The organism is Natronolimnobius sp. AArcel1 (assembly GCF_011043775.1).
In the GTDB taxonomy this organism is placed as follows: Archaea; Halobacteriota; Halobacteria; order Halobacteriales; family Natrialbaceae; genus Natronolimnobius.
This window is the reverse complement of sequence record NZ_JAAKXY010000002.1, coordinates 318,320-339,204: the sequence shown is the minus strand read 5'-3', so window position 1 is coordinate 339,204 and position 20,885 is coordinate 318,320. Positions and strand designations below refer to the sequence as shown.

Below are 20,885 nucleotides of genomic sequence, written 5' to 3'. Positions count from 1 at the left end.
GTAGCTAGAACTCCTCTGACGGCGGCACCACGCCCTCATCCTCGTCGCCAGCAACGTCGAACTCCTCGCGAACCTCGCGAATTCGATCTCGAATATCTGCTGCCAACTCGAACTCGAGGTTGCTCGCGGCCTCCTCCATGCGGTCCTCGAGTTCGGCGATGTAGCGGGCGGCTTCCTCGTCGTCCTCGAGTTCGCGGCCAGAGACCTGCGTGGTCTCAGTCTTGGAACCGGGGAGGTTGGTCTCGCCGACGGCTTTCTCGATGGTCGTCGGTTCGAAGCCGTGTTCTTCGTTGTACTCCTGTTGGATCTCGCGGCGGCGCTTGGTTTCCTCGATGGCCGACTCCATCGCATTCGAGGGGTCGTCGGCGTAGAGGACGACCTCGCCGTTGACGTTGCGGGCCGCTCGGCCCATGGTCTGGACGAGCGTCGTCTCGCTGCGCAGGAAGCCCTCTTGGTCAGCGTCGAGAATGCCGACGAGCGAGACTTCCGGAATGTCCAGGCCCTCCCGGAGGAGGTTGATCCCCACGAGCACGTCGATTTCCCCGAGGCGAAGCGAGCGGATGATCTCGTGGCGCTCGAGCGTGTCGGTCTCGTCGTGCATGTACTCGACGTTGACGCCCGCCTCCTCGAGATACTCGGTGAGGTCCTCGGCCATGCGCTTGGTGAGCGTCGTCACGAGCGTTCGCTCGTCGCGCTCAATGCGCTCGTCAATTCGGGCCATCAGGTCGTCGATCTGGCCGGTGGCCTCTGACACCTCGATTTCGGGGTCGACGAGGTGCGTGGGCCGAACGATCTGTTCGACGATCTGGTCGCTCTCGTCGCGTTCGTAGTCGCTCGGCGTTGCCGAGACGTACAGCGTCTGGTCGGTCTTTTCCTGAAACTCCTCGAACGTGAGTGGTCGGTTGTCGTACGCTGTCGGCAGGCGAAAGCCGTTCTCGACCAGTGAGTCCTTGCGCGATTTGTCGCCGGCGTACTGCCCGCGGATCTGGGGCAGCGTCTGGTGAGACTCGTCGACGACGGTCAGGAAATCCTCGGGGAAGTAATCCAGCAGCGTGTACGGCGCGTCGCCGGAGTCGCGATCCGAGAGATAGACTGAGTAGTTCTCGATCCCCGAACAGTAGCCCGTTTCCTGCATCATCTCGAGGTCGAACGTCGTCCGTTCCTCGATGCGCTGGGCGGCGATCATGTCGCCTGCGCGCTCAAAATAGGAGATTCGACTATCGAGGTCGGTGCGAATCTCGTCCATCGCCCGCTCGAGTTTGGTTTCCGGAATCGAATAGTGCTCTGCGGGGTGGATCAAGACTGCTTGCTGGTCACCCTGCGTTTTCCCCTCGAGCGGGTCGACTTTGACCATGCGGTCGATTTCGTCGCCCCAGAGTTCGACGCGGACGGCATAGCGGCCGTACATCGGGTAGATCTCGACTGTGTCGCCCCGGACGCGGAACGTGCCCTGCGTGAAGTCGACGTCGTTGCGCTCGTAATTGAGGTCCACGAGTTGCGCGAGCAACTCGTCGCGGCCGATTTCCTCGCCGACCTCGAGTCGCAGCGACATGTCGATGTAGTTTCGCGGGTCACCGAGGCCGTAGATCGCGGAGACGCTCGCGACGACGATGACATCCTCGCGGGTCAGCAGCGAGCGCGTCGCGGAGTGGCGCAGCCGGTCGATTTCGTCGTTGATCGAGGCGTCTTTGTCGATGTAGGTGTCGCTCTGTTCGACGTAGGCCTCGGGCTGGTAGTAGTCGTAGTAGGAGACGAAGTACTCGACGGCGTTGTCCGGGAAGAGATTCCGAAACTCCTCGTACAACTGCGCCGCAAGCGTCTTGTTGTGGGCGATGACGAGCGTCGGCTTCTGGACCTCCTCGAGTGCCCACGAGACGGTGTTGGTCTTTCCCGATCCGGTGACACCGAGCAGCGTCTGGGTGTCCATTCCCTGCTGGAACCCGTCGGCTAACTGCTCGATTGCCTCGGGCTGATCGCCCGCCGGCTCGAAGGGCGCATCCACCGCAAACGGCTGGGCAGCATCGGGACGATCCGGCTGCAGCGGGCCTCGAGAATCGGAGTCGCTCATTATCCATAGCAGGGACTCGAGACACTTGACGCGCTCGCATTACTCGACGGAATGTTTGGAATCGATGTCGGAAGATGCGGGACGACCACCAACACCCCGAAAGCCCCTGACACTCTCGAGTCAGGCGACTCGCTGCGCGCTTCGTTCACTTCGTTCGCTCCAGTGCTTGCGTCGTCGGCCTTCCTCGAGAGTGCCAGCCCCTTTCAGTCCCACCCTGCAGTGGCTCGACCGGCCAGCCGACACGGGTGGGACTGAAAGGGGCTGCCGTGGTCGATCCATCCCGGGCGATGTAAGCACCGCAACGGAGTGAGGAGCGCAGCGAGACCCGGATGGTTGAGCACGGCAGGGGCTTTCGTGGTGATATTGGCTAGTACAGACTCGAGAAGAAGCCAGTAAACGACATCTCCAGTAGAGCCACACGAGCGAACGTAGACAATGCCCGCCCAACCGTTATGGGTCGCCTCGTGATGCATTCGACCATGACAAAGCACCTGCAACAGGCTCGAGACGACTTAGAGGAAGCCGCGAAATCGGCGGACGACGACGTTCGCGACGATATCCGCGAGACGACTGACGCGTTCGCTGATTACGTCATGGGCGACACGACACCGGATCACGCGATGCTCGACGAGCGACTCAATACGCTTCGACAGGTGAGCCAGCAGGCGGAGGGCAACACCGAGCGAAAAGTCGAGTCGGCCATCGAGACAATCGAGGACTATCGCGAGCAGGTTGATCAGGCCTGAGAACGGTGGAACCGGAGTCGTGTGGGATCCAAGGTATTTTTCGCCAGTACGACGTACGAGGCGTATGCTCAACAGCCTCGTCGTCTTCATCGCCAGTTTTCTGATCGGTGGACTCGGGATTCACATCGGCGCAGTCGTCATCGCCGACGTGAGCGACTACACATACGCCTTTTTCACCGCGCTCATTGGTGCAATCGTCTGGAGCGTCGTCGGCTTCCTGTTCGGATGGATTCCACTCCTTGGGCCAGCGATTGTCCTGCTCGCGTACCTCGCGGTGATCAAGCGACGCTATCCCGGCGGCTGGATCGATGCTGCCGGCATCACGCTCGTCGCGTGGATTGCCGTCCTCGTCGTCCTGTACGCCCTCGCTGCCGCCGACATTACGACGTTCGACGCAGCGGGCGTCCCCGGGACGTAATCAAAGCTGGTGCTCGAATGAAACGCTGTAGATGAGACGAATTGGCTGCGGTCCATATAGGAGGAGTGTCAGTTACGAAATTTGGCTTTAAGTTTCTTGTTCTGATTTCTTGTTTCGAGGTCTGACTCGATGAGTTCGCCGCATGCCTCAACGAATTCTGTGTGTTTTATTCGGCCAGTGAAGACGTGGGATTCGTCCTCAGTGGTTCTGATAGTGATGACAACAATGTCGTAATCTTCACCGTTGAAGTAGTCATACGTGGTGGAAATACCGCCGATAATCAGGAGCGACACAAAGACCGTAAAGAGGTCCACGTCTGGGTCTGTGAGTCGACCAGCGAATGACAGCATGTAGATACCGAAGATGAGTCCGACAGTGATGATCGCGAAGAACCATCCGAGAAGGTTGTTACGGTACAGCGATGTGTCACGCGTGAATGTGACGCTTGTAATGTCATCTGTTGGGAGAGATACTGCCGACGATGTGTCCGTATTTTTCGGGGTGTACGTAATATGGGAGTCATCTCCAGCAAAGATACCAATATTTTCGCCATCAATGACATATTCGTCGATAAACGCTTCAGTTTCAAAATACATTATGTGTGATTTTGAGAGGCCCCTCTTTTGAGGCTTTTGGCCCTGTGAAATCTACAATTGGAGATCGGTTTGCCAGACGGTGCTGCTATATCGACTCTCTCTTACACTGACCACTTCCCAGTTTGTGCATAGATCGTCAATCCCGACCATATACTGTTTTCCTGTACCGACCACCCCCTCACCGACAAAGCAGTCTACCAAGAGCAACACAACTTCCCACTCGGTTCCGCACACCTGGCTCGAACTCCTCGGCGTCATGTACTCGAGAATCGCATCGACGACGGTTCGAATAGGGCTTACTCGAGGCGCTCGAGAATCGCGTCTTTTTCGTAGGAAAGCGTCAGCGAGCGCGAGCGCCCACGGCCATCGACCTCGGCGTATTCGGCGTCGATCAGCCCCAACTGATCGAGTTTGTTGACGATTTCGGAGTATCTGGTGTAGCCAAGGTCAGTCTGGTCGTGGAACGCCTCGTAGATGTCGCCGGCCTGCTTGCCGTCGTGGTGAGCGATCACCTCGAGGAGTGCCTCCTCGGTGTCGGCCAGCCCCGACAAACTACGCGAGAGATTGATGTACTTGGATTTCTCGTAGGCTTCCTCGACATCTTCGCGCTCGACCGTGCGACTTGCGCGCATTTCGGCGTTGAGTCCCGCCCGGCGCAGGAGGTCGATTCCCACCCGCAGGTCGCCGCTTTCGGCGGTGAGTGTCGCGACGTACTCGAGGGTCTCGCGTGAGATGACGCCGTCGTGAAAGCCGCGTGTGACGCGTTCCTCGAGAATGCCGACGATTTCAGGCTGGTCGTAGACCGGGAAGTAGACGTCTTCGGGCCGGAAGACGCTCTGGACGCGCGAGTCAAGTTCGTCGATCACGTCGAGGGCGGGATCGGAGGAGACGACGATGACGCCGATTTTCGCGCCGGGGTGTTCCTCGTGAGCGCGAAGCAGTGAGTACAGCGTATCGGAGGCTTCGTTTTCATAAAAGAGGTAGTTCACGTCGTCCAGCGCGACGACGAGTACCTTGTCCTCCTCGACGAGTTTCTCGGCGATCTGGCCGAACAGTTTCTTAAAGGAGATTCCGGACGAGGGCGGCTCGTAGTCGAACGTTCCTTCGAACAGCCTCGAGAACACCGAGTAGCGCGTGGCGTTGACCTGGCAGTTGACCCGGATCGTCCGCACGTCGCTGGTCTGGGCCCCGACCTCGTCGAACAGTTTCTGTAGCGAGGTCGTCTTGCCGGTGCCGGGTGGTCCACGGACCATGACGTTCAGCGGCCTCGAGCCTCGGACTGCCGGGCGAAGCGCGTAGGTCAGACTCTGCATCTGACTATCGCGGTGTTTGAACGTCTCGGGGACGTAGTCGATCTCGAAGACGTGCTCGTCTCTAAACACGGATTCGTCCCACGACAACATCCCGCCCTCGGGATCGTCACCCATCACTTTCACCACGCTCTCGAAGCTACTTAGTTGTTCGTAGCGAACCCGAGATTGGTGGCTTGACTATCACCGCGACTCCCTCACAGAGTTGGCACAGCTATGTAACCGATTGATTATTTTCTCCGGCTGAAACTGTTATCATACAATTAGTCGGATGGATAAACTCACACTTATTATCAATACCGACTAGACATCCTATTCTTGGGAAGCTCGGTATCCTTGATGAATACAATACATTATTACAATAGAGATAGCTGCGAATGCGATAGCGAAGATCAGATACGATAATTGATTGTCGATTTCATAGGAACCCATCCCTACAAATGTATGAACACTACGCCAGATCCACCATGAAGTAGGCGTAGCGACTACTACTATTAGAGTCATTAGAAGAAAAGTCGGTTTCAATATTTTTCCATATTTAGTTACCATTATTCCTATTGGTTATTCTTGTTGAAAGACTATAATTTTTATCGAGACGAAGACGTGGATAGATGGGAACCGAAGCGATCAGGACAAGCGGAGTCCCGACGAGAACGTGTCGGTGAAGGAGTGGCATCAAGTTGGCCGATAAGAGGACGACCACATTACCATAGATGAGCATGGGATTCACTATCCCAACGCCGAGTGAAATTGAAGTTCGTTTCAATATTGCGTAGTTTTCTATTCTATTCAAACATAATCTCTCTCGAATCAAAAGTGTTGAAACACTGGTGGCAGCCAGTGACCTGACTGGCGTCCGTCACTATACGAATGGGTTCACTTTACGGCATCGAACGGGAACGTGAGTGCATGACTCTCACCGCCGCCGTCGTCGGCTGTGGCAACATCGCCGACGCTTACTTTGCCGAAAAAGACCGAAATGATTGAATAGTGTCTTATTCTGTTCGAGTGTGTTCCTCGGCGGTTAGGAATAGAGAGATATCAATTACCAGTCCCAGTGCTGCAATTATGAAGGCTGCTAGCATTATAGAATGAACTTGTGACACAGACATTCCGACGCCACTAACAGATGACTGTGCCATTGTTATTCGTTCAAACCCGCCAAATATCAGTAAAAAGATTGCAAAGCGTTGAAGCGAGGGGCCAATCATTTTGTTCCTATTTTTATTTCAGCCACTAAAGTATGTTGATTAGATATCATCACACACGCAATAGGAAGTGGCTGAGTATCATTTTGAAGTATACTATCTACTCAGTCGAGATGTGACCACCGTCCGCCACGAATCGAATCGGTTCACTTTACCGCACCGAACGGAAACGCGAGCGCATGACTCTCAATGCCGCCGTCGTCGGCTGTGGCAATATCGCCGACGCCTACTTTGCCGCGAAAGACCGCTTCGAGGACTACGAAATCGTCGCCTGTGGCGATCTGCAACAGGACCTCGCCGAACAGAAAGCCGACGAGCACGGCCTCGAGGCCCGGCCCGTCGCAGACCTCGTTGCAGGCCCCGATATCGACATCGTGATCAATCTGACGCCGCCGAGCGTCCACGCCGACGTGCTCGTCGATGCGCTCGAGGCCGGCAACCACGTCTACACCGAGAAGCCACTCGCGACGACCGTCGCGGACGCCGAGCGGATTCTCGAGGCCGCCGCGGAAACCGACAAGCTGGTCGGCTCCGCGCCGGATACGGTCCTCGGTGCGGGTATCCAATCTGCACGCGCAGCACTCGAGTCGGGACGGATCGGCCGGCCAATCGGGGCGACGGCCCACTGGATGACCGGCGGTCACGAGGTGTGGCACCCGAATCCGGATCTGTACTATCAGGAGGGTGGCGGGCCACTGTTCGATATGGGGCCGTACTACGTCGGCGCGCTCATCACACTGTTGGGATCGGCGACAACCGTCACGGGGGCCGTCGGGCAGGCGTTCGACGAGCGCACGATTGGCAGCGGCGACCGCGCTGGCGAGACAATCGACGTCGAGGTGCCAACACACGAGGCTGGCGTCGTCACCTTCGACAACGGCGCAATCGCGAATCTCCAGTTCAGTTTCGACGCGACGGGTGGCTCCTCGGGGCCGTTCCCGCTGTTCGAAATCTACGGCACCGAGGGCACGCTACAGGTCCCCGATCCGAACAACTTCGATGGCGAGGTCCGCGTTCGAAACAGCAGCCGCGACGCGTTCGAGACCCTCGAGCACACCCACGACTACACCGCCGGTCGCGGCGCGGGCGTCGCCGACCTCGCGCGAGCGGCTCGAGACGACGACTGGAGTCACCGCACCAGCGGCCAGCGCGCGCTGCACGGCCTCGAGATCATGGCCGGGCTTCGGACGGCCGCGGAGCAGGAGAGTCACGTCACGCTCGAGCATGGCTGTTCGCAGCCAGCGGCGCTGCCAGAGTCGTTCCCGAAGTAAGGCGTCGACGCACAACTCGGTACTGGTCAGGCCGGTTCGATGCGCTCGATACCGCGCTCGAGGTCAGCCGGGTCGATCCGGCCGCCGTGGGCCATGCGGACGTGTGCGCGAACGAGTCGTTCGATTTCGTCCGTGCTACTCGAGTGGACCAGAAACGCACAGTTGTGATCAGAGCAGACGAATCGGTATGGCATATCCGTATTTCGGTGTCTCGGGAAGTAGGCGTGATACTTGCAGGTGTCGGCTGAAAAAGGGAAACGCGGGTGCAAGCAGCGTTAAAGCCAGCCGGTCTCAACGCGGTCGACGAGCGCCGAATCCGCCTCACGCCATGCGTTTCCGGCCCGATCGAACACGGCCGTTGCTCGCTCAGTTGCCGTCTCGAGGACGTGATCCTCGTCGATCGTCTGTACGGTGCCATCCTGTACGAGAAGTTCGCCCTCGACGAGAACCGCATCGACGAGTCCAGTGTTTGCTCCGTAGACGAGATTCGGGACTACCGTGTGCAGTGGGTCGCTAACAATTGGGGCCGTCGAGGGATGCTCGAGGTCGAGCAGAAGAATGTCGGCTCGTTTGCCTGCCTCGAGCGAGCCAACGCGGTCGGCAATGCCGAGCGTTCGTGCGCCCTCAATTGTAGCGACGCGAAGCGCGGCCCATGCTGGGAAGGCTGTCGGATCGCCGCGGTTCGTTTTCGCGAGGAGTGCTGTTGTCCGAAGCTCCCGCAAGAAGTCGTGACCGCCGCCACCAGGTGCTTGGTCCGTGCCAAGTCCTGCAACACCGCCGTACTCGCGGTAGTCGACGAGCGGCGGCATCACCCCATCGATGGCGGCAATCGAACTCGGATTCGCGGCCATCCGGACGCCCGCCTCGGCCAGTCGTTCGCGCTCCGCAGCCGTCGCACCGTGGAGATGTGCCGCCAGCAGGCGATCCGAGACGAGGCCGAGATCAGCGAGGACGCTCACCGTCGTCTCGCCCGCCCCGTAGCGAGCCGCAATCTGGCGGGCCTCACGCTCGCCCTGTGCGACGTGCATGTGGATTCCGCGATTATGCTTGGCTGCCCGGTCGCGAATCACGTCGAGCAACTCGGGAGGAACCATATCGACCGCCTGCGGCCCGTACAGACACGAAACGCGGTCGTGGTCGGCGTACGATTCGAACAGCCGCTCGTTTCGCTCGAGTGCCTCCCGACCCTGCGTCTCATTGAACGGATATGGCTCGTCCGGGCCGAGGTCGGCTGCTGCGTCATCGACGGCGTTGATGGTCTCCGCGGCGACGACACGAACGCCCGCCGGTTCGTAGACTTCCTCGACGAGACGGTCGACGTTCGCCGCGTACTCGCCAACGGTGGTGACGCCCGAGCGCAGCGCCTCGAGAACGCCCAGACGCGCCCCCGCGATTCGATCATCCGGCGTCAGTGCCTCCGTCAGCGGGCCGAGCGCCCGGTTCATCCACTCGATCTCGGGGACGTCCTGTGCGCCGCCCCGCAGCAGCGTCAGGTCGGTGTGGGCGTGGACGTTCACCAGTCCCGGCATCGCTACGCGGCCGCTGGCGTCGATCGTTCGATCTGCGTCGCCGTCGAACTCGGCTGTCGGTCCGACGAAGGCAATCTCACCGTCTTGGATAGCGATTGTCGCGTTCTCGAGGATGCCAAGTCGGTCGTCTCGCATCGTCAGCGCGAGTGTGTCCGTGATCGCGAGGTCCATACCCTGACGACGGGTGGCGCGGCCGAAAAGATGCCCGGTCGGTCGCGCTGTGAGCAGGTCGCAGGTCGTGAAACGCGGCGACATCGCTTTGCCGTCGGACGGATTCTCGCCATACGTGTTACCGCCAGGGCACTTCGGTGTTGCCTACCTGTTGTACTCGCTGTACGCCCATGGACGATTCCGCCGAGCGCCGGGAGCGGAACCCGCGCTTGCGGTGCTCATCGGCTCGCAGTTCGCCGACCTGATTGATAAGCCGCTGTGGTGGCTCGGCGTCTTTCCGACCGGCCGCGACCTCGCGCACTCGCTGTTTTTCGCCGCTGCGCTGATTGTCGTCGTCTACGCCATCGGGATCGCTCGAGGACGGACCGAAACGGCGACTGCGTTCGTCATCGCCCACCTCTCACATCTAGCTGCAGACATCCCGCCGCGAGCGCTGCTTGGCTATCCATTCGGCACCGAGTTCCTGTTCTGGCCGGTGCTCCCGCACTTTACGTTCACCTTCAGCGAGCGGTGGTTCGAACCGCCCGCACTCGTCGAGACAGTCGTTACCCCACTGACCGATTCGACGACGTTCCTCGCACTCGAGGGTGTCCTCTTCGTCCTCGCACTCATGCTCTGGTACCTCGACGGCTGTCCCGGCCTCGAGTATCTCCGACGTGGATCGAAGGCCGACAGCCAGCAGGTTGTTAACTGAACCGCTACAGTTACCAATACGCGGCCGAAAGCGTTCGTATGGGAACGATTGACGCAAGCGACTTGCTGCCAGCCGACCGACTCCAAACCGCCGCTCTCGAGGGCGAGGTCACCCAACTCCACCGCGGCGACAAACACGCCAGCGAGGGCGATACGTTCGACATCGAGAACACAACGTTCGAAGTCGTCGAGGTCCGCGAGGAACGACTCGGCGAATTGACTGACGAAGATGCCCAGGCAGAGGGGTCGTCCGATCTCGAGGCGTACAAAGACCGAATCGAACGAACGCACGACCTCGAGTGGGACGACGACCGAACTGCAGTGTTGCATCGATTCGAGCCGGTCTCGTAGGCAAGGATGAAGACGCGCTCAGTCGAACTTCTCGAGCAGTCGCTCGTAAAACAGTGGCTCTGACGGCCCACCATCTGCAGGCGAGCCACCGTTTGTGTGCGCCGCTGCACTCGCGTCGCCGCCAGCACCGGCTTCCGTCGCCAGTTTCTCGACGATTAGCTCTGGTGTCGAGCGAGCGAGGTGATCTTTGACTGGTGAGCGATTCACCTCGAGTTCGCCGTCGACTAACCCGACTGCTTCGATGCCGTCGACGGTCACCTCGTAGTTCGCCATCTCGCGGATCTCGTCGGCCAGGTGCGAGACGAACACCGCCGTCGCATCGTTTTCCGCGAGCGCCTCGAGAATTCCTGCGATGATCTTCGCAGAGGCCCCCGGTTCGGTGATGCTCTCGAGTTCGTCCACGAGGACGAGCGAGCCCTCGCCGCCCTGCGCGAGGTCGGCGAACTCCCGGACTGTGGACTCGAACGCACCTGCGTCGAGGGTCCCCTGCGTTTTTGCGTGGTAGTGCAGATCGTCGAATCGCCGCAGTTCGGCGTCCTCGGCGGGGACCGGCAGCCCCATGTGTGCGAGGACGACGACGCTCGCGACGAGGTCGAGCAGCGAGGTCTTGCCACCGCTGTTGACGCCCGACAGCAAGGCAACGCCTGAGACCTCGTAGTCGACGGGGTCGATCTTCTCGAGTGGCTCTGGCAGTAATGGTGAGCAGCCGGCGTCGATGTCGAAGCCGGTCGCGGTGGCCGTCTCGTCCCAGACGAACTCGGGCATTTCACACTCGTATTCGTCCGCAAATCGGGCAACCGCGAGTTCGACATCCAACTCGAGGGCGGTGTGGACGAGATCGCGGGCGTCCGCGCGCTGGTCGGCCAGATCGGCTGCGAGGTCGCGTTTGAGCCGTCCGGCGCGGCGCTCTTTGGCAGCGGTGAGTTCTTCCCGAAGGCGGCTGACGGCATCCTCGTCGCGCTCGACCGGAAACGTCGGCTCGTCGCTGAACGCACGTCGGGCGATTTCTGCCTCGCCGGTGTCAAGATCCAGCGCGTCGATCAGGTGCTCACGGGCCGCTTCGATGGCTGCGGCGTACTCGTCGGCCAGTTCTCGAGAGAGGAGCGAATCGACGCCAGCGCCGCGTTCGACCAGCGAGAGCAGGTCTGCGCCCTCGATGGTCACGTCCTCCTCGCGGATCGCCTCGCGCAGGTGGTCGTTCGCGACACTTTCGGCTGCGCCTGCAGCTACGTCGAGGTCGTCTACAGCCGTCGTCAGCCGATCCAACTCGTCGTCGCCCGCGACAGTTCCGTCGTCCTCGAGTCGCGAGAGGCCGTCCTCTAAGGCGTCCAGATCGCAGTCGGTCTCGAGGTCGGCCACGCGATGGACGTCAATCGCGGCGCGCAGTCGGCTTCGGTTGCGCGCGAAAAAGGCGAGCGGGCGCTCGGGAACGACCTCGGCGGGCGTCTCGAGGGCGTCGGGGCGAACCTGTACGTCGCCGTCGATGGTGACGCCAGTGAAGGACTCGTCGAGTGCGATTACCGTCGAGTAGCCGCGTGCGAGTTCCGCAAGTCCCTGTGCGTCCTCGATGACCTCGACGGAGAGTTCCGGCACCGCCTCTCGAGCCTCGGTGTAGCGCTCGGCGTCCATCGTCGCCAGACAGCGCTCGCGGACGCGCACGTCGCCCGGGTCTCGGAGGGGTTCAACGCCCTCGAGTGCTGCGAGGACGTCCGGATCTGGATCGCGCTCGAGTGCGTCGCGGGCGAACGTTCGAACCTCCTCGATGCGCGAGCGGCAGGGACTCGGATAGATCGTCTCGAGGCGGGCAGCGGCGTAGTTCGTGACGGTTCGGTCTTTGAGCAGTCCGAGGACCTCGCGGTAGATCTCGCGCGCGCGGTCGGTTGCGAGGAAGCCGCCGGGGTCGTCGTGTTCATCCCGAATTGCGCCACGGGCGATGCGGGCGGCCCGCCCCTGGCTGATCCCGGGTGCGGTCGCAATCGTCGCCACGTCGCCCGCGCGCAGCGCGTGCTCGGGGTCATCGAGGTCCGACAGCGCCCGCGCGGTCTTTTCGCCCACGCCCGGGATCGACTCGAGGTCCATTGCTTCTCGCGGAGCTATCAAACCGAAGCGAGAAAAAGTTCCCGCCCCAATTCGCCCAGTTGTTGTGTGTTAGCAGTTATAGCGTTCATTATTCACGGCCGACATATAACCTACTTCATTGGTTACGTAATCCAACTGTTAGGGTGACTCCACGATACTGAGGATTGCCGGTGCTCTGTATACCTGATATCGTTCCGAACCCGAGATTTCCTCGATAATTTCTGCTGCTTCGAGCGCTTTGATCGCGTCGTAGACAGCCTGGCGTGACCGGTTGGTGACGTCGATTGCTCGAGGAGCCGTGAGATACGGTTCCTCAAAGATGAAATCAACGACGTCTCGAACAGCAGGACTGTTCGGGAACGGAGAGTAATACTGTTCCCGAAGACCGACGAGTTTTATGCCGCAATTATAGGCATCAATCGCTTGTTCAGCGATTGCGTTCAGGACGAACGTAATCCACTGCTCCCAGTTACCATCACGACTCACCGCAAGCAAGTAATCAAGGTACTGTTGCCGGTATCTGTTGAAGTACGCACTCAGATAGAGATACGGCTTCGGCAGTAGTCCAGCATCATACAGTTGTAACATGATCAGCAGTCGTCCAAGGCGACCGTTCCCATCCCGGAACGGGTGAATCGTCTCGAATTGGTAGTGCGTAATCGCCACGTCAACTACCGACGGATACGACCCGCCGTTCATGTAAGATACGAGCTGTTCCAACAGGAGGTCAACTGTCTGAGGATTGGCTGGAATGAACCGGGCAGACTGCGCTGATCTATCAGGAGAACCAATATAGACCGGCACATCTCGTAGTTCTCCAGGGCGGTTTTCCTCACCACGAACGTCTTTCAGCATCGTCTCGTGGAGGTCGCAAATTAGCTCAACCGAAAGCGACTCCCCAGCCTCAATTCGCTCAAAGCCCTCGTGGATTGCGTCAACGTAGTTGTACGCTTCGCGAACATCAGCTGACTCAGCAGCAGATCGTTGTGGAGTCCCGTCGACATCGTGAAGGACGATATCCGAGACTGTAACGTTCGTTCCCTCAATTTGTGAACTCATTGCTGCTTCACGCACCACGAACGGGGCGATCAATAGGTTCTCGTTATCTACGTCCCGGTGAAGTGTCGCCAGCCGCCCTAATGCGTACTGAGCATCCCCGTATACCCGGATGATATCATCGGTGTACTCAATCTCCGGGGGAAGGCTTGCTGGACGATAGCAGGGAAGCCCTTCATACGGGGTGATCGTCCCCGGTCCATCCTCAAAATCGTCTGGATCCATTTGACTTAGAGTTGTACTCACTCCTATCTAAGTCTACTGAATGGGTTATGAATTGACTTAGAGTAGTTTCAAAATGCGCTGCGTCATCGGCGGACAAGAACTCTTGACTGGGAGAGTGTCACTGATCGTTTCAATCCGTGAGGTTGTTTCGATAGTAAACAGTTCCAGTTGTTACTATAGTAGCCACTGCAACTATTTACACACTGACCGCCGACCTGTCTGGCGATCAGGTGTGCATTGACTTGCAGTGGCTACTATAGACGCAAGGGTCCACACGCTGAGGCAGGTCTCGCACATTTATGCCACTCGAGGTTGCGGTGAGAGACATGCAGCGACAGCGCGATCCTCGAGCGGCGGGCTCGAGGCGATGGAGCCGACTGCGTCAGCGCCAGGACGAACCCATCGGGGTCCCGGAGTACACAGATGGGGTATGAGCGCGTCGACCTCGTCGTGGATCGCTTGCAACTCCTCCGGTCGTACGGCTACGGGCTCTGTATGGGCACAGCGGACGCCCTACCCGGCGTTTCGGGCGGTACCGTTGCCCTCCTGCTTGGCTTCTACGGCCAACTGCTTGCCGCGATTACGGCGCTGACGCCACGACGTGCTGCGACCGTCCTCTCTGGTTATCAGCCCGACCGGCGCGAGGAGGCCCGCGAGGCACTCCTCGAGATGGATCTGCAGTTCCTGCTCCCGCTCGGGGTCGGAATGGTCACCGCCGTCGTGCTCATCGCCGGCGTCGTCTCTTCGCTCGCAGAGTCGAATCCGTATCCCATGTTTGGCTTCTTCGCCGGCCTGATTGCCGCCTCGGCGATTGCACTTGGGAAGAGCCTCGAGTTTGCCACGTGGCGCCACGTCGCGGTCGCGGCGGTTGGCGGTGGACTGGCACTGCTCGTCGCCGCAGACATCGTCTCGTTGCCGGGCAGCGGTCCGGCCGTCATCTTCGTCGCGGGCGCAATCGCGATCAGTGCGATGATCCTTCCCGGCATTTCGGGCGCGCTCATTCTGATCCTGTTCGGCCAGTACGTCTACCTCTCCGATCAGTTGAGCGCGTTCGTCAGCGCACTCGGCGGACTTCCCACAGGTGGCGAAGTCGCTGCCCTCGTCGACCCCGGAACGACCGTGGTCGTCTTCGTCACCGGCGGCTTCGTCGGCCTCTTTACGATTGCCCGCGTCGTCCGCGCCGCGATGGCTCGCCAACGCGAGTTGACGCTGATTTTCCTCGTCAGCCTCATCGCGGGGTCGACGCCCGCACCGTTGCACAATATCAGCGAGCACACCGCGAGAGCGACCGTCTGGACCACTGATACGGCCGCAATCACCGCCGGCTGGATGCTCCTTGGCGCGCTTGCGCTGTTCGCCCTCGAGTATCTCGTCGGTGGGTTCGATCCCGAATAGGGCGCTGAGTCGTCGATTTCATTCTTCGCGTTCGCGTTCAGTCGTCGAGTGCGCTCTCGGCTTGCGCGCTCCGGGTCTGGCGTTATCCCGTCGCCGTCACAAGGACAGGTATGCTCAAAAAACTCATCGGCTCGAGTGCAACGCGCTCGCTGGCGGTCGTCTCAGTGCTCAAGGAAGCGAAACGCTCGTTGGACCGCGGGAAGCACCTGCGTATGCTCGTCTTTCTCGGCATCGCTGTCCTTGCCTGGAAGTGGGCCGTGATCGCGCTGGTCGCACAGGGACTGCTGTCGCTGATTCGCGGCGGCGACTCCAACTCAAGGAACGCGGACTCGAGTCCGGTCTAACGACCTGATCGGCAGTCAACCGGCGAATTTCGTTTTCAGCGGTCGTTAGTCGACTACCCGTGTCTTCGTTCTGCAGTTCATGGACTCAATCATTCAAAAAAGCTACCATGAGTGGTTACTATGGGTAACTATCACTGGCCCTTGTCCGGATTCGCAGCGGCTCGAGCCGACCCTCACTCGAATCGGTGGTATGTTGGTGGCAATCGTGGGGCTGGCACTGCTGCTGATCTATCCCCTGGCGCGGCCCGTCGTGTATCCGCTCGTACCCGCCGAGTGGATTCCGGGGTACAGTCACTCCCTCGAGCCGACGCATCCGTTCGTTGTGTACGTCAGTGCGATTGGTGGGGCACTACTCGTCACCTGGGGCGTGTTCGCGGTTCGCCATCGAGCAGTTGCGCCGTTAACCGTTCGGCGGGCGCTTCTGGCACCGGTACTTGGCCTGTTCGCCATCGGCGCTGGAGTCGCGGTATTCACGTATGAGTGGGTTCACGGGCTGCCAATCGGCTGGTGGACTGCCGAGGCACCGCTTGAGTTCCACGCGTCGCAGGTCGTTCACGCCGAACTAGGGCCACCGCAGTTCGGCGCGTTGGCTGCCGTTCTCGCGATGGTCGTCGGGACTGTCGCGGCCCGACACGGCTGGCACCGCGCCGTCGTATGGGCACTTCTTCCAGCCGCACTCATCGTCGGGCCAACTATCTGGTACGAGACGTCTCTTGGAGTCAGTCTGGTCGTTCTCGCAGTGTTTCTCGGCGGTCCCATCGCGTTCGGATACGGTACCGCAAAGTCAAGCTAAGACAGACTGTTGTCGGCGGCGGCAACAAGAGTGACCAGACGTTCTCGAGCCGACGATGATCCGCAATCACTGAACGAACTCATTTCCCTGTTGCCGGTGAGGCAAGCGTATGCCCATCCGACCGCCGACTGTCGACGAGTTGCAGGACCTGGGTTCGGAACTCTTTCTCGAGCTGACAGACGACGAAAGCGAGTTCTTTCGCGAGCAGATCGTCGAGAGCCTCGAGGACTACGAAACCGTCCGTTCGTACCACCCCGAGCCGCGTCTGGGTGGCACTGAGCCGCGCGTCCGAGCGGCTGGCTCCAGGCCCGATGACGAGGACAATCCCCACCAGCTGTGGGTCTCACGATGTGAGGTTCATGGCGACGACAGCGGCGACCTCGAGGACTGGGACGTTGCCATCAAGGACAACATCTGCGTCGCTGGCGTCGAGATGACCTGTGGCTCGCGCGTCATCGAGGGCTACGTTCCCGACGTGGACGCGACGGTCGTCAGCCGCCTGCTCGAGGCTGGCGCGGATATCGTCGGCAAGACGAACATGGACGAGATGGCAGTCACGCGTACTGGCCACAGCGCCTTCGGGACGATCACGAACCCACACGACGAGGATCATCTGGCAGGCGGCTCGAGCGGCGGCAGTGCGGTGGCGGTCGTCGAAGACGAAGTTGACATGGCGATCGGCTCCGATCAGGGCGGGAGCGTCCGCATTCCAGCCGCACTCTGTGGCATCGTCGGGCACAAGCCGACCTATGGACTCGTGCCGTACACGGGCTGTGTCGGCCTCGAGCATACGATTGACCACCCCGGCCCGATGGCCAGTGACGTCGAGACGGTCGCTCGAACGCTGTCTGTCATTGCGGGCAGCAACGAACGCGATCTGCGCCGGCCGGAACCGGTTCCCGTCGAGCGCTACGAGGACGCACTCGAGGGTGACGCGAGCGAGCTCTCGATTGGCGTGCTCGAGGAAGCCTTTGGCAAGCCAGACGGTGATGCAGCCGTCGAGGAGCAGATTCTCGATTCGCTCGACCTGCTCGAGGAACGCGGTGCGACAGTGGAGGAGGTCTCCGCGCCGCTGCACGATGAGGGCTCGGCGCTGCACTCGGTCTGTACGAACGAGGGGTTAGTCGCCGCGCTGTCGGGCCAGGGTGTCGGCCACGGCTGGAAAGCCTGGTACAACGTCTCGTGGATCGAATCGTTCGGCAAGTTCCGACAGGCCCAGGGCGATGACTTCCCAGCGGCGCTGAAACTGTCGCTGTTGACGGGCGCGTACATGGCCACGGAGTACCACTCCCGGTATTATGCCGCCGGGATGAACCTCGTCGTCAGCCTCGCCCAACGCTACGACGAATTACTCGCCGACTACGACGTCCTCGCGATGCCGACCGTCGACGTGACCGCCCCCGAGCACGACCCCGACCGAAGCGAGTTCGACCGCATTCAGAACCTCGAGATTCCGGGCAACACCTCACCCTTCAACCGGACCGGCCACCCCGCCGTCAGCGTCCCTGCAGGCGAGGTCGACGGCCTCCCAGTTGGACTCATGTTTGTCGGTTCGAGATTCGACGATGCGACGACCCTCGACGCGGGCTACGCACTCGAGCAAGCGCAAGCTGAGACCGCACCTTGACTGGTCACAAATCGGGGTGGTCAGTCGAACTAGCCTTAGTAGCGATGTTTTTGCTCACCCGTAACGTATGGACGCCGATTAGCCATGACCCGATCGAGCCGCCGTCAATACTCTCCGCGAGATCGAGCGCTCGTCGCTGAATTCGACGCGCTCGAGCGCCGGATCGCGAAACTCGAGCACGAACAGTCGCTGCTGTACAACACCCTGTCAGGGCTGGCCAGAGAGTCCGATCTCGAGGTATCGATCGGAAGCGTCTGCACCCGCTGTACCCGCTCGTACGTCCTCATCGGGAACGGGACGCTCTACTGCCCGAAGTGTCACAGTCGGCGCACTGTGTGAGTCGCCAGCCGTTCGCTCGAGTGCTCACTCGCTGCCCGACCATGCGAATACAGGGGTCATGTAGCACCGTCTGGAGCGTGAACGACCCGTATCGGCGGCACCGCGCTGCTCGATTCCGTCGCGTCCACTGAGACGTGACGTCACTTTCACACCACACCATGAATCCGACTGTGAACCTGCGCCCACTCGAGGAACAGACGATCGTCATCACCGGTGCCTCATCAGGTATCGGACTGGAAACTGCACGGATGGCTGCCGACCGTGGCGCGAACGTCGTGCTCGCGGCCCGAAGCGAGGACGCATTGCAAGACCTCGCCGACGAAATCACTGCTGGCAATGCAAGCGCCGAGTACGTCGCCGCCGACGTGAGTGATCGTGACGATATCCGCGAGATTGTCGCGACTGCCGAGGACGCCTACGGTGGCTTCGACACGTGGATCAACGGCGCAGCCGTCTCCATCTACGGCCGCCTCGAGGACGTCCCAATTGAGGACATGCGCGAGCAGTTCGAAACCAACGTCTGGGGACTGCTCTATGGCTCGATTGCGGCCGCCCAGCACTTCAAAAATCGCGGCGAGTCAGGCGCGATCATCAACATCGGGAGCATCGTGTCCGACCGCGCGATCATCCTACAAGGGAGCTACTCCGCGTCGAAACATGCCGTCAAGGGCTTTACTGACGCCCTCCGGATGGAACTCGAGGAAGAGGGCGCGCCGGTCTCTGTGACACTCATCAAACCGAGCGCGATCGACACGCCGTATCCGGAACACGCGAAAAACGAGATGGATGCCGAGGCGACGCTCCCAGCTCCCGTCTACGCGCCGGAGACGGTCGCCCAAACGATCCTCGACGCCGCTGAGCACCCCGAACGCGAGATCACCGTCGGTGGCGGTGGGAAAGGCATGATTCTGCTCGACCGCATCGCGCCTGGTCTACTCGACACGCTGATGGAACGAGTGTTCTACAACCAGCAGCGTACCGACGAGGAACCAACCGCAGAGCACAGCCTCGAGAGTCCGTCCGAAGACCTCGAGACACGCGGCGGCTACGAGGGTCACGTCGCGGACTCGAGTCTCTACACGCGACTGCGCCAGCGTCGTGGACTGACGGGAACAGCCCTCGCCGGTCTCGCAGCGACGGCGGCGTACGCGGGCTACAGAGCGCTTCGTGGCCGGCGAGACGGCCCTCCGGATGAGCGCGAACGTGATAACTCGAGCGAGACGACGACGCGGCCTCGAGTGCTGCGCTGACTCCGAACCTATAGTAACAACTGAAACTGTTTACACACCAATCGTATAGCAGTCATGCGATTGGGTGTGCACTGACTTTCAGTGGCTACTATACCTGCCGCGAAATATGCGTTGTCCGCTACTATTTTGCGCTGTTCAATCTCACTGGAATCCAATGAGCGAGCCGACGCTGATCGTCGTCCGTAACGAGGTCAACCCCGAGAGCGAGTACCACTGTGACGCCCTCGAGAGTCTCGTTCCGAACGCTCGAGCGCTCAACTTTCCAACGGGCGAGCGACCGGACCTCGAGTCCGCCGACGGGGTCGTGCTGACGGGCAGTACGGCCGGGGTTTACGAGCGTGCCAAGCACCCGTGGATCGACGATCAGCTAGTGCTCGTGCAGGAACTGGTCGAACGTGAGATTCCGGCCCTCGGCGTCTGTTTCGGCCATCAGGTTGCCAACGCAGCGCTCGGTGGGACCGTCGAGGCGCAGGAGACGACTTGCCGACCCGTCGAGATGGCGGTCGAAGACGGGGAGCCACTGTTCGACGGCGTCTCACCTATCGTCCCCGTCGCCCACGGCGATGTCGTTACTGAGGTCGGCGACGGAATGGAGGTTATCGCCTCGAGCGACTACTACCACGCCTTCGCCACTCGCCACCGCGATGCGCCGCTGTGGACCGTGCAGTTTCATCCCGAGTTTACGTCCGAGCTTCGAGAGCGACTCGAGGCCGATTTCGGCTGGACCGAAGACGAGTACGGTTTCGAGGACGTGACCGCGGCACGAGTGGTCGAAAACTTCGCGTCGATGGTCGCGGGCAACATGGGAACGACGCGCCCGTAACGCCGTCACAGTTCTCGGAACGTGTGCTCGACGCCGCTGACGTCGTCGATTGCTGTCTTCACCACCTGAAACGTTGCATCCGCCGAGAGCGTTTCCGTGTCGATCACGAGGTCGTAGGGCGACAGATCCGTGATATCGATATCGTAGTACTCCCGGTAGCGTTCGGCGTCGCTTTGCTCGCGTTCGCGGAGTTCCGCGGGCGCCTCGTCTCGATCACCGAGTCGATCCGCACGCACCTCGAGCGGCGCATCGAGCCACACCGACAGCGTTGCGCGGCCATCGGCGTGCCACCCTGCAAGCCGGGATTCGACGAGCAGCCCTTCGCCAGTCGGGTCGCGCTCGCCAGCGAGGTGGGCGTCGATGGCGGCCTCGAGTCGACGATCCAGTTCGCGGTCGATATCGGGGTCTGATTCGGCGACGGCGGTAAACTCCGCAACAGACAGGTTGCGTTCGGCGGCGAGCGCTCTGAAACTGTCGCCACCATTGAGTACTTCGTAGCCAAACGCCATCGAGAGCAGTTCCGAACACGTCGACGTTCCGGCCGCGGGCGGTCCAGAAAGGGTGATCAGCGGTGGCGTAGCCATGGTGTCACT

The 20,885-nt window shown here is 60.6% G+C and carries 20 protein-coding genes; 12 read left to right on the top strand and 8 right to left on the bottom strand.

The genetic code is table 11. The annotated features are described in order from the left end of the window. Positions 1 to 4: 4 nt before the first annotated feature. A complete protein-coding gene (gene uvrB, locus G6M89_RS05790; protein WP_165160854.1) occupies positions 5 to 2,068 on the bottom strand; it encodes an excinuclease ABC subunit UvrB in 2,064 nt (687 codons plus the stop codon). Positions 2,069 to 2,547: 479 nt separating this feature from the next. On the opposite strand from uvrB, the gene G6M89_RS05785 reads away from it, so the two are divergent. Together G6M89_RS05785 and G6M89_RS05780 are read left to right on the top strand one after the other, a co-directional pair. Beyond that, a complete protein-coding gene (locus G6M89_RS05785) occupies positions 2,548 to 2,814 on the top strand; it encodes a hypothetical protein (RefSeq protein WP_165160853.1) in 267 nt (88 codons plus the stop codon). 64 nt (positions 2,815 to 2,878) lie between these two features. After that, positions 2,879 to 3,232, top strand: a complete 354-nt coding sequence (locus G6M89_RS05780; RefSeq protein ID WP_165160852.1) for a hypothetical protein — start codon at positions 2,879 to 2,881, stop codon at positions 3,230 to 3,232. Positions 3,233 to 3,300: 68 nt separating this feature from the next. On the opposite strand, the gene G6M89_RS05775 is transcribed toward G6M89_RS05780, so the two are convergent. Both G6M89_RS05775 and G6M89_RS05770 read right to left on the bottom strand, forming a co-directional pair. Further along, positions 3,301 to 3,828 (bottom strand): hypothetical protein, encoded by a 528-nt coding sequence (locus G6M89_RS05775; protein WP_165160851.1) that lies wholly within the window; start codon positions 3,826 to 3,828, stop codon positions 3,301 to 3,303. A gap of 296 nt (positions 3,829 to 4,124) precedes the next feature. After that, positions 4,125 to 5,255 (bottom strand): ORC1-type DNA replication protein, encoded by a 1,131-nt coding sequence (locus G6M89_RS05770; RefSeq protein WP_165160850.1) that lies wholly within the window; start codon positions 5,253 to 5,255, stop codon positions 4,125 to 4,127. A gap of 1,270 nt (positions 5,256 to 6,525) precedes the next feature. On the opposite strand from G6M89_RS05770, the gene G6M89_RS05765 reads away from it, so the two are divergent. Next, a complete protein-coding gene (locus G6M89_RS05765) occupies positions 6,526 to 7,617 on the top strand; it encodes a Gfo/Idh/MocA family protein (protein WP_165160849.1) in 1,092 nt (363 codons plus the stop codon). A 26-nt stretch (positions 7,618 to 7,643) separates the two neighbouring features. Here the strand turns inward: G6M89_RS05765 and G6M89_RS05760 are convergent, their stop codons facing one another. Together G6M89_RS05760 and G6M89_RS05755 are read right to left on the bottom strand one after the other, a co-directional pair. Next, entirely contained in the window at positions 7,644 to 7,811 is a 168-nt protein-coding gene (locus G6M89_RS05760) for a DUF1059 domain-containing protein (RefSeq protein ID WP_165160848.1), read from the bottom strand. A gap of 81 nt (positions 7,812 to 7,892) precedes the next feature. Continuing rightward, positions 7,893 to 9,317: an amidohydrolase family protein gene (locus G6M89_RS05755; RefSeq protein WP_165160847.1), complete on the bottom strand. Its 1,425-nt coding sequence runs from the start codon at positions 9,315 to 9,317 to the stop codon at positions 7,893 to 7,895. Positions 9,318 to 9,432: 115 nt separating this feature from the next. Here G6M89_RS05755 and G6M89_RS05750 point away from each other — a divergent pair, with 115 nt between their 5' ends. Next, positions 9,433 to 10,011, top strand: coding sequence for a metal-dependent hydrolase (locus G6M89_RS05750; protein ID WP_165161305.1), 579 nt, complete (start codon positions 9,433 to 9,435; stop codon positions 10,009 to 10,011). Between the two features lie 38 nt (positions 10,012 to 10,049). After that, positions 10,050 to 10,361 carry an ASCH domain-containing protein gene (locus tag G6M89_RS05745; protein ID WP_165160846.1) on the top strand — a complete coding sequence of 104 codons (312 nt, stop codon included), beginning with the start codon at positions 10,050 to 10,052 and terminating at the stop codon, positions 10,359 to 10,361. A gap of 18 nt (positions 10,362 to 10,379) precedes the next feature. On the opposite strand, the gene G6M89_RS05740 is transcribed toward G6M89_RS05745, so the two are convergent. Both G6M89_RS05740 and G6M89_RS05735 read right to left on the bottom strand, forming a co-directional pair. Next, positions 10,380 to 12,440 (bottom strand): helix-hairpin-helix domain-containing protein, encoded by a 2,061-nt coding sequence (locus G6M89_RS05740; RefSeq protein WP_165160845.1) that lies wholly within the window; start codon positions 12,438 to 12,440, stop codon positions 10,380 to 10,382. A 138-nt stretch (positions 12,441 to 12,578) separates the two neighbouring features. Beyond that, entirely contained in the window at positions 12,579 to 13,721 is a 1,143-nt protein-coding gene (locus G6M89_RS05735) for a Fic family protein (RefSeq protein WP_165160844.1), read from the bottom strand. Positions 13,722 to 14,144: 423 nt separating this feature from the next. Between G6M89_RS05735 and G6M89_RS05730 the strand changes: the two genes are divergently transcribed. The 7 genes from G6M89_RS05730 (at position 14,145) to G6M89_RS05700 (ending at position 20,292) form a co-directional block, all read left to right on the top strand. Next, entirely contained in the window at positions 14,145 to 15,116 is a 972-nt protein-coding gene (locus G6M89_RS05730; protein ID WP_165160843.1) for a DUF368 domain-containing protein, read from the top strand. Between the two features lie 110 nt (positions 15,117 to 15,226). Continuing rightward, positions 15,227 to 15,460 carry a hypothetical protein gene (locus G6M89_RS05725; protein WP_165160842.1) on the top strand — a complete coding sequence of 78 codons (234 nt, stop codon included), beginning with the start codon at positions 15,227 to 15,229 and terminating at the stop codon, positions 15,458 to 15,460. A 196-nt stretch (positions 15,461 to 15,656) separates the two neighbouring features. After that, the gene (locus tag G6M89_RS05720; protein WP_165160841.1) at positions 15,657 to 16,253 is read left to right on the top strand and encodes a hypothetical protein; all 597 of its coding nucleotides are present in this window, start codon (positions 15,657 to 15,659) and stop codon (positions 16,251 to 16,253) included. A gap of 109 nt (positions 16,254 to 16,362) precedes the next feature. After that, positions 16,363 to 17,880: an amidase gene (locus tag G6M89_RS05715; RefSeq protein WP_165160840.1), complete on the top strand. Its 1,518-nt coding sequence runs from the start codon at positions 16,363 to 16,365 to the stop codon at positions 17,878 to 17,880. A gap of 84 nt (positions 17,881 to 17,964) precedes the next feature. Continuing rightward, positions 17,965 to 18,219: a hypothetical protein gene (locus G6M89_RS05710; protein ID WP_165160532.1), complete on the top strand. Its 255-nt coding sequence runs from the start codon at positions 17,965 to 17,967 to the stop codon at positions 18,217 to 18,219. Positions 18,220 to 18,377: 158 nt separating this feature from the next. After that, the gene (locus G6M89_RS05705; protein ID WP_165160839.1) at positions 18,378 to 19,469 is read left to right on the top strand and encodes an SDR family oxidoreductase; all 1,092 of its coding nucleotides are present in this window, start codon (positions 18,378 to 18,380) and stop codon (positions 19,467 to 19,469) included. Positions 19,470 to 19,623: 154 nt separating this feature from the next. Continuing rightward, positions 19,624 to 20,292, top strand: coding sequence for a type 1 glutamine amidotransferase (locus G6M89_RS05700; protein WP_165160838.1), 669 nt, complete (start codon positions 19,624 to 19,626; stop codon positions 20,290 to 20,292). 5 nt (positions 20,293 to 20,297) lie between these two features. On the opposite strand, the gene cmk is transcribed toward G6M89_RS05700, so the two are convergent. Further along, complete coding sequence (cmk, locus tag G6M89_RS05695) at positions 20,298 to 20,876, bottom strand: (d)CMP kinase (RefSeq protein ID WP_165160837.1); 579 nt, start codon at positions 20,874 to 20,876, stop codon at positions 20,298 to 20,300. Positions 20,877 to 20,885 lie beyond the last annotated feature (9 nt).

What these genes read in the sequence shown, in the direction of transcription:
- uvrB (WP_165160854.1), bottom strand. Translation starts at nt 2,068, where the DNA reads ATGAGCGACTCCGATTCTCGAGGCCCGCTGCAGCCGGATCGTCCCGAT.
- G6M89_RS05785 (WP_165160853.1), top strand. Translation starts at nt 2,548, where the DNA reads ATGACAAAGCACCTGCAACAGGCTCGAGACGACTTAGAGGAAGCCGCG.
- G6M89_RS05780 (WP_165160852.1), top strand. Translation starts at nt 2,879, where the DNA reads ATGCTCAACAGCCTCGTCGTCTTCATCGCCAGTTTTCTGATCGGTGGA.
- G6M89_RS05775 (WP_165160851.1), bottom strand. Translation starts at nt 3,828, where the DNA reads ATGTATTTTGAAACTGAAGCGTTTATCGACGAATATGTCATTGATGGC.
- G6M89_RS05770 (WP_165160850.1), bottom strand. Translation starts at nt 5,255, where the DNA reads ATGGGTGACGATCCCGAGGGCGGGATGTTGTCGTGGGACGAATCCGTG.
- G6M89_RS05765 (WP_165160849.1), top strand. Translation starts at nt 6,526, where the DNA reads ATGACTCTCAATGCCGCCGTCGTCGGCTGTGGCAATATCGCCGACGCC.
- G6M89_RS05760 (WP_165160848.1), bottom strand. Translation starts at nt 7,811, where the DNA reads ATGCCATACCGATTCGTCTGCTCTGATCACAACTGTGCGTTTCTGGTC.
- G6M89_RS05755 (WP_165160847.1), bottom strand. Translation starts at nt 9,317, where the DNA reads ATGGACCTCGCGATCACGGACACACTCGCGCTGACGATGCGAGACGAC.
- G6M89_RS05745 (WP_165160846.1), top strand. Translation starts at nt 10,050, where the DNA reads ATGGGAACGATTGACGCAAGCGACTTGCTGCCAGCCGACCGACTCCAA.
- G6M89_RS05740 (WP_165160845.1), bottom strand. Translation starts at nt 12,440, where the DNA reads ATGGACCTCGAGTCGATCCCGGGCGTGGGCGAAAAGACCGCGCGGGCG.
- G6M89_RS05735 (WP_165160844.1), bottom strand. Translation starts at nt 13,721, where the DNA reads ATGGATCCAGACGATTTTGAGGATGGACCGGGGACGATCACCCCGTAT.
- G6M89_RS05730 (WP_165160843.1), top strand. Translation starts at nt 14,145, where the DNA reads ATGGGGTATGAGCGCGTCGACCTCGTCGTGGATCGCTTGCAACTCCTC.
- G6M89_RS05725 (WP_165160842.1), top strand. Translation starts at nt 15,227, where the DNA reads ATGCTCAAAAAACTCATCGGCTCGAGTGCAACGCGCTCGCTGGCGGTC.
- G6M89_RS05715 (WP_165160840.1), top strand. Translation starts at nt 16,363, where the DNA reads ATGCCCATCCGACCGCCGACTGTCGACGAGTTGCAGGACCTGGGTTCG.
- G6M89_RS05710 (WP_165160532.1), top strand. Translation starts at nt 17,965, where the DNA reads ATGACCCGATCGAGCCGCCGTCAATACTCTCCGCGAGATCGAGCGCTC.
- G6M89_RS05705 (WP_165160839.1), top strand. Translation starts at nt 18,378, where the DNA reads ATGAATCCGACTGTGAACCTGCGCCCACTCGAGGAACAGACGATCGTC.
- G6M89_RS05700 (WP_165160838.1), top strand. Translation starts at nt 19,624, where the DNA reads ATGAGCGAGCCGACGCTGATCGTCGTCCGTAACGAGGTCAACCCCGAG.
- cmk (WP_165160837.1), bottom strand. Translation starts at nt 20,876, where the DNA reads ATGGCTACGCCACCGCTGATCACCCTTTCTGGACCGCCCGCGGCCGGA.